We start from the raw sequence: 11,685 nt of genomic DNA, 5'->3' as shown, positions 1-11,685 counted from the left end.
TCCGACTATCAACGGAATACAAGGATGTCATCATGACAACAAAAGTAAAACAGTATATTGGTGGCGAGTTTGCCGAATCAGACTCTGCAAAATGGCTTGATGTAACAAACCCGGCGACTAATGAAGTTATCGCTTCAGTGCCGTGTGCCACAGAAGCTGAAATGAGTGCCGCTATCGGGCACGCTGCTGAAACCTTTAAACAATGGAAGGAGGTTGCTGCGCCGGAGAGGGCACGACTGATGCTGCGTTATCAGCACCTGCTGAAAGAGCAACACGATGAAATCGCCACTCTGCTTTCCAGCGAAACGGGTAAAACACTGGCGGATGCCAAAGGCGATGTATGGCGCGGTATTGAAGTGGTTGAACAGGCTGCCAATATCTGTAGCGCCATGATGGGCGAGACGGTAGAGAACGTCGCGACCAATATCGATGGTTACTCCTATACCCAGCCTCTTGGCGTTTGTGCCGGTATTACGCCATTTAACTTTCCTGCCATGATCCCTCTTTGGATGTTCCCTATGGCGATTGCGTGTGGCAATACCTTTGTTCTTAAACCTTCTGAGCAGGTTCCCCTGACCGCAATGAAACTGGCTGAACTGTTTGAACAGGCGGGCGCACCGAAAGGTGTCCTGCAGATTGTTCACGGTCAGAAAGAGCAGGTGGACAGGCTATTAAGTGACCCTGTCATTCGTACTATCTCCTTTGTCGGCTCTGCTGGTGTTGGTCAGTACATCTATAAAACCGGTACTGATCACCTGAAACGGGTTCAGTCCTTTACCGGCGCGAAAAACCATATGGTGGTGATGCCGGACGCTAATAAGCAACAAGTGGTGAATAATCTGGTGGGTGCTTCTGTAGGCGCGGCTGGTCAGCGCTGTATGGCGATTTCCGTGGCTGTATTTGTCGGTGAAAGTAAAGAGTGGATAGCTGACCTTAAAGAAGAATTAGCGAAAGTTCATCCTGGTGCATGGAATGACGAAAAAGCAGGTTATGGCCCGCTTATTAGCCCGTTGGCCAAACAACGTGTCGTTAAGTTGATAAATGAAGGTAAAGAATCGGGCGCAAACTGTCTGCTGGATGGTTCTGATTGCCAGGTTGACGGCTATCCTGATGGTAACTGGGTAGGCCCGACGCTGTTTAGCGATGTCACTACAGATATGTCTATTTACCAGCAGGAGATCTTTGGCCCGGTACTGCTGACCATGGAAGTGGACTCGCTGGACGAAGCCCTTGCTCTGGTTAATTCAAGTCCGTTTGGTAACGGTACTTCTATCTTTACCGCCAGCGGTGCTGCGGCAAGAAAATATCAACACAATGTTGAGGTAGGTAACGTTGGCATTAACGTGCCGATCCCTGTGCCTCTGCCGTTCTTCTCCTTTACTGGCTGGAAAGGCAGTTTCCACGGTGATCTGCACGCCTATGGTAAACAGGCGGTGCGTTTCTTTACTGAGACTAAGACAGTTACTTCCCGCTGGTTTGAGGATGATATCCCAAGCGGCCCGAATATGACTATTCAGTTGAAATAAGCAGCTTAAGTAACTCGCGTAAGTAACGGGTTAGAGATAAGGGCAGCCGGACGCATTAGTCCGGCCTGCAACAGATAACTTGTCATATGGCAGGAGAGAAAATGGATTTTGAACTAAACGAAGACCAGCAGGCGTTTGCAGATGCAGCTAAGCAGTTTTCCGATCAGGCTTTATTACCTAATGCTGCAGAGTGGGATGAAAACTCACACTTTCCTAAAGACGTGCTGAAACAGGCGGGAGAGATGGGTTTTCTCAGTATCTATACTCCGGAAGAGTACGGTGGTATGGGGATGTCCCGTCTGGATGCGGCGATTATTTTTGAACAGTTAGCAATGGGCTGTACTGCGACAACGGCGTTTATGACTATTCACAATATGGCGACCTGGATGATCGCCAGTTTTGCTAAACCACAAGTGGCGGAGCAGCTATGCCCAGAGCTGGTAACTGGTGACAAACTGGCTTCTTACTGCCTGACAGAGCCTAACGCCGGCTCGGATGCGGCATCCCTGACTACCAGTGCTGTTCTTGAAGGCGACAGTTATGTGCTTAACGGCTCCAAAGTGTTTATCTCCGGTGCCGGTGATACGGATGTTTTGGTGGTAATGGCCCGCTCGTGCGGCGAAGGGGCTGCCGGCGTTTCTGCTTTTGTAGTTCCGGCTGATTGTGAAGGCATCAGTTACGGTAAGAAAGAGCCAAAAATGGGCTGGAATGCTCAGCCCACCCGGATGATTACCTTTGAAAATGTACGTATTCCAACTGACAACCTGTTAGGGCAAGAAGGTGAAGGCTTTAAGTTTGCCATGCTCGGCTTAGATGGCGGTCGCATTAACATAGCCACTTGTTCCATTGGCACTGCTCAGCAGGCGTTGAACGAAGCGCGTCAGTATATGACGGAACGTAAGCAGTTCGGCCGTACTCTTGCCCAGTTTCAGGCTTTGCAATTTAAGCTGGCGGATATGGCAACTGAACTGGTGGCGGCACGGCAGTTGGTTCGTCTGGCAGCCAGCAAGCTGGATAACAAACACCCGGAAAAAAGTGCCTATTGCGCCATGGCGAAACGATTTGCCACTGACGTGGGCTTTAAGGTTTGTGATGAAGCGCTGCAGATACACGGCGGTTACGGATATATACGTGAGTATCCGGTTGAACGTCATTTCAGGGATGTCCGCGTTCACCAGATTCTGGAGGGAACCAACGAAATTATGCGTTTAATTATCTCCAGACGATTACTCACCGAAGGCGTCGAACTGCTTTAAGCGGTGAAGCGGGATTAGTATAAGGATAACAGCACTATGACAGCACAAATTAAATTAGAAAAGCGAGGCCATATCGCTTTGCTGACAATGGATAACCCACCGGCGAACACATGGACGCTGGAGTCATTAGGTCAGCTTAAAGAGCTGATTACTGAACTGAATCAGGACTCATCGGTTTACGCCCTTGTTCTGACGGGAGAAGGAGAAAAATTCTTCTCAGCGGGAGCCGATTTAAATAACTTTTCCGGCGGCGACAAAGGGCATTCGCTGGATATGGCAGTGGCTTTTGGTGAGGCGTTCGAAACCTTATCTGATTTCAGGGGCGTTTCCATTGCTGCGATTAATGGTTATGCGGTTGGTGGCGGCCTTGAAGTAGCCCTTGCCTGTGATATCCGTATTGCAGAGCAGCAGGCTCAGATGGGGCTGCCGGAAGCGGCAGTCGGGTTACTTCCCTGTGCAGGAGGGACTCAGAACCTCACTTCTCTTGTAGGAGAAGGCTGGGCTAAGCGGATGATTTTGTGTGGTGAAAGAATCAAAGCGGCTCAGGCGTTAAGCATTGGTCTTGTGGAAGAAATCGTCGACACCGGTGAGGCTGAACAAGCGGCACTGGCTTTGGCTGATAAGGTCGCCAGCCAGTCTCCGGATTCTGTTCAGGCGTGTAAAACCCTGATTCAGAACCAACGCACTCAGAGCCATGCTGCCGGTCTGGTATTGGAGCGAGAACTGTTTATGAAGCTGATTAACGGTAAGAACCAGATTGAAGGTGTTAACGCATTTCTTGAAAAGCGTAAGCCTGAGTGGAACAGCTAAGCGGGGGGAGATATGTCCGGAAAGGTAAATTTATCTAACCTGAAATGTGTTGATGGTTCGGTAATTGGCGTAGCTGAGCTGGATAACCCGAAATCCCTCAACGCGCTCGGTTACGACATGATAAAGCAGCTGTATGAACAGCTGCTGCGCTGGCAGTCTGATGACAATGTTGTAGCGGTGTTTCTGCACGGTAAAGGTGAAAAAGCCTTCTGTGCCGGCGGGGATATTCAGGCTATCTATCAGGTTCTGCTCAATAAAGAGGAAGACGCTGCGACTGCCCGTAATGCAATGGAGGAGTTCTTCAGCCTTGAATATCGCTGCGACTATCTGATTCACACTTACTCAAAGCCGGTAATTGCATGGGGCCACGGTTATCTGATGGGCGGCGGTGTCGGTCTGTTTATGGGGGCGTCTAAACGGGTAGTGGCTTCTAACACCCGCTTTGCTATGCCGGAAGTAAAAATCGGCCTCTATCCTGATGTAGGAGCAACTTATTTCCTCAATAAGTTACCGAAACATAATGCCCTGTTTCTGGCGTTAACTTCTGCCCAGATCAATGCAGCAGATATGAAAGCGCTGCAGATGTGCCATTGGATTGCAGAGCCGTCAGATAAGGAGGCGGTTTTAAGTCAGCTAACTGAAATCTGCTGGCACAGTGAAGGCGATAAAAACGCAGTTATCGATCAGGTACTAGACAGGTTTGACTGTGCAGAGAGCGAAAGTGGCCTGATGCAGGCTCATAATGAACAGATTAAACAGCTGTGTCAGATCGGCGACCTGGCGGCCACTGTGGATAATATCTTAAATGCGCAAGCAGGTGATAAGTGGTTTAAACAGGCTCAGGGTTCACTGGCTTACGGTAGCCCGCTTTCCATGCAGATTAGCTACCAGCAACTGACACAGTATAGCGAGCTTTCTCTTGAAGAGTGTTTCAGGCTTGAATATGCCCTGACCATTCATTGCGGTATGGAAGGGGATTTCCGCGAAGGGGTCAGAAGCCTGCTGGTGGATAAGAGTTTGGATCCGGTCTGGATACATCAGAACGTTTCAGAGGTGTCACCTGAGCTGCTGCAACGTTTCTTTTCACCAATTTGTTCAGCTCAACAGTTACTTAGCCACAAATCAATGGAAGAGAAAGTATCATAACGGAGATGATTAGGATGAAACAGATAGCATTTATCGGATTGGGTAACATGGGTGGCCCGATGGCGGAAAATTTACTGGCAGCACAGTTTGATGTGACTGTGTATGACCTCAACCCTAAAGCCCTTGAAAAAGCGATTGAGAAAGGGGCAAAAAGTACCGACTCAATTGCACAGGCAGTTAAAGAGGCTGACGTGGTGATCACCATGCTGCCCGCCAGCCAGCATGTTAAGAGTGTTTATTATTCGCAAGACGGCGTACTTGCCAATGTGCGTCCGGGAACCCTGCTTATTGATTCGTCAACCATTGACCCTGCTACGGCAAAAACTGTTGGTGGTGATGCGGTAGCGAAAGGATTGCACTTTGTTGATGCGCCAGTTTCCGGCGGTGTAGCAGGTGCGACAGCTGGTACATTGACCTTTATTGTCGGCGGCGCGCAGGAGTGTTTTGTTCAGGCAAAAGTGATTTTAGATCATATGGGCAAGAATGTGTTTCATGCCGGTGAAGCAGGTGCAGGGCAGGTAGCGAAAATCTGTAACAATATGATGCTGGGTATTCTGATGAGCGGTACCTGTGAAGCCTTAAGTCTCGGCATTAAAAATGGCCTGGATCCTGAAGTGTTGTCGAACATTATGTTGCAAAGCTCGGGCAGAAACTGGGCGTTGGAACTGTATAACCCATGTCCGGGTGTGATGGAGAATGTGCCATCCAGTAACGGCTATCAGGGCGGCTTTATGAGTCAGCTTATGGTGAAAGATCTCGGTCTGGCGATGGAAGCGGCGACGCAATGTCAGGCATCGACGCCGATGGGAAGTCTGGCGCGAAACCTGTTTGCTCTGCATAACAGTCAAGGTAATGCCCAGAAAGACTTCTCCAGCCTGTTTGAACTGTATCAGCAACAAGCTAAGTCGTAAGGAGCCGGTATGGAACTGACAAATAAGGTGATTGCCATCACCGGTGCCGGTCAGGGGCTGGGTAAAACCATGGCCCTGACTCTGGCGGAGAACGGGGTCAATCTGGCTCTGCTTGACTTAAATCCTGAAGCGCTGGCGGATACACAGGTTGAGTGTGAAAAGTTTGGCGTAAAAGCGGCCAGCTATGTTACCAACGTTTCTGATGAGCCACAGGTATGTGAAACCTTCAGCCAGATTGGCAAAGAGTTTGGCCGCCTGAATGGAGTGGTGAATAATGCTGGTTTGATGCGTGACGGTATGTTTATAAAAGCGAAAGGTGATCAGGTTCTGTCAATGTCGCTGGAGCAGTTTCAGACAGTAATGGATGTGAATGTTGCCGGCAGTTTCTTATGTGGCAGAGAGGCCGCTAAAGTGATGCTGGAAACAGACAGTGAAGGGGTGATCATCAATATTTCCAGCGTAGCGAGGGCCGGGAACATAGGGCAGACCAACTACTCAGCTTCTAAAGCCGCTGTGGCGACTATGTCACGGGTGTGGGCAAAGGAGCTTGGCCGCTACAATATTCGTTCTGTTGCCATCGCACCCGGGGTAATAAAAACCGCAATGACGGATCAGATTAAACCTGAAGCGATGGAACGTCTGGTTGGTATGATTCCCGTTGGCCGTCTTGGTACAGCAGAAGAGATAGCCGCTACAGTGAAGTTTGCTCTTGAGAATGACTTTGTTACCGGAAGAGTGTTAGAAGTTGACGGCGGCATGGGGATGTAGAACCGCCGTCAGCTTTAGTTAATATATCCGGAGGCCTTATGGCCTCCTTTTTAATCGGTATTTTTGTACAGGAAACTAACGAATGACTGCCATGACTTCTGATCGGCATCTTCACGATAGCGTGGCGAACCAAATACGGTAAAAGCGTGTGGAGCTCCGCTGTATGTGATCATTTCATGGGGGACATTTTGCTGTTCAAGCTCATCAGCCAGTTTGGCAAAGTCACTCATCGAGATAGCGGTATCTGCGGTTCCGTGCAGGACAAGCAGGGGAGACTTGGTTTTGTTGTAATCTTGCCCGTCTGGTGTGGTTAGCCCACCGTGGAAAGTAACAAACCCTTTTGCATCCATACCGGCTCGGGCAGATTCCAACGTCGCTGCGCCGCCAAAACAGTAGCCCATTACCACGGTATTACTTAGGTCTCCGCCTTGTTTTCCGGCTTGTTGCATACCCGCCTGCATTAAACTGCGAAGCTTGGTGCGGTTTTTGTACAGCTCGCCGGTGTGCTGCCGCTTATCTTCCATCTTAGTCGGCCGCACTCCCTGACCAAACAGATCAACGGCAAATACGTTATAACCCAGCTCTGTCAGCATGTCTGAACGCTTCTTCTCGTAATCCGTCAAACCGTCCCAGTCATGTACCAGCAAAACCAATGGGGCACTATCTGACGCTTTGGCCCAGTAGCCCTGATAATTTTCGCCATTGACCTGATAGACCACCTCTTGTCCTGCGTAGCTGTATGCTGCAAAAATGACAGTTATTACGCCTGTAAGTAATCTTTTCATTGCCAGTTCTCCCTGTTTTCACCTTTATTCATGTGTCGTTAAGCTTAGTACAACTAAAATCGCAAATTATTGTCAGATTTGAGATTAAACATCGACATGATGCAGTAATCTAACTAGCATGTTGTAACATAGTGTTTACATAAAGATTTTTACCCATAGCAGTAACTGGAAGTGACTCGATAGTGCATAAAGATAAGCAATGTAATCCTTTACCTTTGGTCATTGCCGGCCCAATCCTGCGTAAATGTACAGCGGAGGAGATAACCGTCTGGCTGACCACTTCTGACCCCCTGAGCGGAACACTGTCCCTCTATTATCCTCAACAGCAGCAAGCTTTTCAGGTTCATCAGATATCCGCAGAAGAACAGATTCAGATCGGCCGAAATGCCTGGGTAGTTTTGCTGAGAGTGTCGGGAGACTTTCCTCTGGACAGAGAGCTTCAGTATCAGATCTCTACACAGCTGGGCGATTTAACAGAACTGGATCCGTCACTGCTCTATGGTGATGAAGAGCGTATCTCTTTTGCTATCCATTCTAGAGCGGACTATATGCTGCATGGTTCCTGCCGGAACCCGCACCATGGAAGTAAGGATAGTCTGGTTGCTGCAGATAACAAAGTTTCCGGCCTCAGTATAAGTGAAAGGCCTGCACTGCTTATGATGAGCGGGGATCAGGTATATGCCGACCATGTTGCCGGCCCTATGCTGGATGCGATCCAGCAGGTAATCACCTTGCTGGGGTTGCCCGATGAAAAACTATCTCATGCTTTAGTCCCGGATAGTCAGGCCTTGTTTCAGCACGACTTTAACTTCTACGCCCGTGAGCGGATTCTTCCTCACTATACAGAGCAGGGAAGCTGGCTTTCTGATGAGAGTCTGTTGAGTTGGTTGCCCAGACGAAGCAAACCTGTATTCAGTTCCCGCGAAAGTGAAAACCATCTAATCACTTTTTCAGAGTTTTTCGCCATGTATCTGTTGGTCTGGTCGCCTCTGCTCTGGCAACGGGTGAATAGTGAAAGATTAAAGCAGAACGGCTTTGTTAGTGGTCAACGTGCTATCGAAGCCAAATGGCAGCGGTTGTGGCATCAGGAAAAGCGGAATATCGATCAGTTTGTCTCCGGGTTAAATCACTGCCGGCGGTTAATGGCTCATATACCGACCTATATGATTTTTGATGATCATGACGTTACTGACGACTGGAACCTGACGGTCGGGTGGGAAAAAGCGGCCTATTCGAATGCTTTTGCTAACCGGGTAATAGGCAACGGCCTGATCAGCTACTGGCTTTGTCAGGGCTGGGGCAATGAACCACAGAACTTTGATGGTGAGTTTCTCATCCTTGCCCGTCACTTTTTTGCTGAGCAAACGGAACAGAGTCACGATACCTTTATCCGTTATTTATATGCCTTTGAGAAGTGGCATTTTGATATTGATATAAAGCCAAAGGTAGTGGTATTAGATACCAGAACCCGACGCTGGCGGTCGGAATCCAAAATGAACAAGCCTTCAGGGTTAATGGACTGGGAAGCCTTGAGTGAGTTACAGCAATCTCTGCTGCATGAGGATTCGGTGATTATTGTTTCTGCAGCTCCAATGTTTGGTGTTAAGTTTATTGAAGCTTTGCAGAGAGTGATGACCTGGCTAGGCCAACCACTGCTTATTGATGCCGAAAACTGGATGGCTCATCCGGGGGCAGCCAATACCCTTCTGAGTATCTTTACCCATACCAAAACGCCCGATAACTTTATTATTCTGTCCGGTGATGTTCATTACTCTTTTGCTTATGACATTAAGCTGCGTTTTCGTCGTAACAGCCCGAATATCTACCAAATCACATCAAGTGGTATTAAAAACGAGTTTCCCGCCGGACTGCTTAGCTTTTGCGAGCTTATGGACCGGGTGCTGTATAGCTCTTATTCGCCATTAAACTGGTTTACCAAGCGTAAACGCCTGCGCATTAAAAAGCGTTCTCCTGATACTCCGGGTCAGCAAAAGGTGGTCAACACCAGTGCAATAGGGGAGTTGTATATAGGGGAGACTGGTGCTCCTGAAACCGTGCAGATTTTGACAGGTGAAGGTAAAAGCATACAGTTTATTCCCACTAAGCAGAATGTAGATATATCCAGGTAACCTTGAGACTCAAGAGGCCTCTTCAACACAAATACATTGGCTTCATATCCGGAGATGATTTGAAGCTACTTCCCCTCTTCAGTAAGAAATAAACTGCAATAATACTCTTAAATAAGACTAGAGTGAAATAAGTTAATATCAACTGGTTTTATATGAAGCCAGATATATTGTTATTTAACTCAATGAAACTACACTTATATAGCACTTGTAATGCAATTACATCATTTAAGAATATCTAATTACACGGAAATTAGACGGTGATTATAAGGGCGTTATAATGGTGTTATAATGTGGTAATAATATGATTAATGCGTTAATCATTATATTTGCCCTTAGAAATAAATAGGGTGATTTGATATTTTTTCAAAATGATTAGATTTTATTTAAAGGTTAAATAAATGTTATCTTGCGGTTATTTTCTGTTATTTTGTTCATGTAAGCGGTTGATATATATGAATATAAAAAAGTTGAATTGTTCAAATATATTTGATTTTTATATTATGCACTCGGTTTCTTTAGTGGTAAAAATAATGAGATATATGTCATAAATATGATCTGGAATATATTTATGCAGAGATTAGTAATGATATAAATTCACTGTTGAATCATACTTTATAATACTAATTGAATAGTTAACTTGTTAAGTAAGCTAAACATTCAGATTATTAGTTAACATATTAAAAATTAATATATTAAATAAGTTGACTGACTTTGCGATTAGTAATTTAACCCGTCGGAGAAGACATGAGTAACCAAACTACTTACCAACAGCGCCGCAAAAAAGCGAGCGAGTTTGAGTCAAGGACAGAATATTTAGAACACGAGCTATCGATAATGGATCTGAAAAGATGGCGTGTTCACTTACCATTCCGTGATTTTGGTATTGAGATAGAGGACTGGGTTCCTGCACTTGCCGCAACTATTGGTAAAGTGGTTATGGTTACCGCGATGGTTGCAGCTTTCGCAGCACAGTTTGGTTTGTCTCCTGAGTTTGTAGCTGAAAACGTTCGTTTTGAACTTCTTATTGCTGGCGCTATTTTTGTGGTCTTTTTCTCAGCAATTATTAACCCGCTTACAAACCTGGCCGGTACCCATGGACCTATGATCCCTTTGATACCATTGATTGCCGCCGCCGGGGGACATCCGTTAGCCCTCGGTATTATGGTTGGTGTGTTTGGCTTGATCTTGAGTGCAACCAAGGGGGGATCACGACTACTTAACCTGACAGGTGAAGGTGTACGTGGTGGTCTTCTGATCTATCTTGGTGCCGTTGGCCTTATCGGTCAGCTAGGTAAATTTGAGAACTGGTCTATCGCTGAAGGTCAGGGCGCAGTCTCGTTTGTGGTTATTCTGACAACCATCATTATTTACGCTTACCTTGCTAAAATCGAGAAGCGCTGGCTGGCGATTCCTCTTTGTTCACTGATTGCCGGTGTTGTTGCATTCGCAATGGGCGTACCTTTCGAGTTCGTTACAGAGCCAGGTCTTCCGAACATGAGCCCGTTCTACTGGTGGGGCGAAAACACGGGTTGGCAGATTGGCTGGCCTCAGCTTGAGCACTTCATCGCGGTAATTCCGTTTGCGATTCTTGCGGTTGCAATGTGGTCTCCGGACTTCCTTGGTCACCGCGTATTCCAGGAACTTAACTATCCTAAGAGCGCAAACAAAGCTCTGATGAACGTTGATGACACAATGGCGGTATGTTCTGTACGTCAGATCATTGGTGCCGGTCTTGGTGGTGGTAACCTTGCATCATCTTGGGGTACTTACATGATTCCGGCTGCGATCGCTAAGCGTCCTATTCCGGGTGGTGCTATCCTGACTGGTCTTCTTTGTGTTGTCGCAGCGGTACTTGGTTATCCGATGGATCTTGCTATGTGGGAACCTGTACTGCGTGTTGCTCTGCTTGTAGGTGTATTCCTGCCACTACTTGAAGCGGGTATGCAGATGGTTAAATCTTCTCGTAGCTCTCAAAGTGCTGGTATCTGTATGTTTGCTTGTGCACTGGTTAACCCTGTATTCGGTTGGGCTCTGACTATGCTGCTGGACAACACTGGTATCATTGGTAACAAAGAGCGTGCGGACAGCCTTTCAACAGCAGACAAATACGTTGTACCTGCTATCGCAGTAATTATCTGTGTGGTTGCTCTTGGTGTTGTAGGTCAGCTACCGGGCATTCCAGCTCTTATTGGTTAATCTAAGCTCACTAGCTAATTAATCACGAAAACGGCTCCTTCGCTAAGGAGCCGTTTTTTTGTCTGTTAAATCTGCGGAATATTATGCGTAGCTGCGCTGAGTGGCAGACACACAGATAAGGCTTCACTCTTTGCTTGCCACCTTATTTCTTACCTTGA

9 protein-coding genes are annotated in these 11,685 nt (G+C 47.2%); 8 read left to right on the top strand and 1 reads right to left on the bottom strand.

The features are described from left to right. Positions 1–32 precede the first annotated feature (32 nt). The 6 genes from PK654_RS08715 (at position 33) to PK654_RS08690 (ending at position 6,417) form a co-directional block, all read left to right on the top strand. Complete coding sequence (locus PK654_RS08715) at positions 33–1,526, top strand: CoA-acylating methylmalonate-semialdehyde dehydrogenase (RefSeq protein WP_271695176.1); 1,494 nt, start codon at positions 33–35, stop codon at positions 1,524–1,526. Positions 1,527–1,627: 101 nt separating this feature from the next. After that, complete coding sequence (locus PK654_RS08710; RefSeq protein WP_271695175.1) at positions 1,628–2,782, top strand: acyl-CoA dehydrogenase family protein; 1,155 nt, start codon at positions 1,628–1,630, stop codon at positions 2,780–2,782. A 36-nt stretch (positions 2,783–2,818) separates the two neighbouring features. After that, complete coding sequence (locus tag PK654_RS08705; protein ID WP_271695173.1) at positions 2,819–3,592, top strand: enoyl-CoA hydratase; 774 nt, start codon at positions 2,819–2,821, stop codon at positions 3,590–3,592. Positions 3,593–3,604: 12 nt separating this feature from the next. Next, entirely contained in the window at positions 3,605–4,738 is a 1,134-nt protein-coding gene (locus PK654_RS08700; protein WP_271695171.1) for an enoyl-CoA hydratase/isomerase family protein, read from the top strand. Between the two features lie 14 nt (positions 4,739–4,752). Next, positions 4,753–5,649 carry a 3-hydroxyisobutyrate dehydrogenase gene (gene mmsB / locus PK654_RS08695; RefSeq protein ID WP_271695169.1) on the top strand — a complete coding sequence of 299 codons (897 nt, stop codon included), beginning with the start codon at positions 4,753–4,755 and terminating at the stop codon, positions 5,647–5,649. 9 nt (positions 5,650–5,658) lie between these two features. After that, the gene (locus PK654_RS08690; protein ID WP_271695167.1) at positions 5,659–6,417 is read left to right on the top strand and encodes an SDR family oxidoreductase; all 759 of its coding nucleotides are present in this window, start codon (positions 5,659–5,661) and stop codon (positions 6,415–6,417) included. A 50-nt stretch (positions 6,418–6,467) separates the two neighbouring features. On the opposite strand, the gene PK654_RS08685 is transcribed toward PK654_RS08690, so the two are convergent. Continuing rightward, positions 6,468–7,202, bottom strand: coding sequence for a dienelactone hydrolase family protein (locus PK654_RS08685; RefSeq protein WP_271695166.1), 735 nt, complete (start codon positions 7,200–7,202; stop codon positions 6,468–6,470). A 182-nt stretch (positions 7,203–7,384) separates the two neighbouring features. Between PK654_RS08685 and PK654_RS08680 the strand changes: the two genes are divergently transcribed. Continuing rightward, a complete protein-coding gene (locus PK654_RS08680; RefSeq protein WP_271695164.1) occupies positions 7,385–9,331 on the top strand; it encodes an alkaline phosphatase D family protein in 1,947 nt (648 codons plus the stop codon). A 744-nt stretch (positions 9,332–10,075) separates the two neighbouring features. Next, positions 10,076–11,527, top strand: coding sequence for a DUF3360 family protein (locus tag PK654_RS08675; RefSeq protein ID WP_271695163.1), 1,452 nt, complete (start codon positions 10,076–10,078; stop codon positions 11,525–11,527). Positions 11,528–11,685: the final 158 nt, after the last annotated feature.

The sequence above is a fragment of the Vibrio sp. SCSIO 43137 genome (assembly GCF_028201475.1).
Classification (GTDB): Bacteria; Pseudomonadota; Gammaproteobacteria; order Enterobacterales; family Vibrionaceae; genus Vibrio.
Note: the sequence above shows the minus strand (reverse complement) of the source record. Positions and strands in the feature narration are given on the sequence as shown.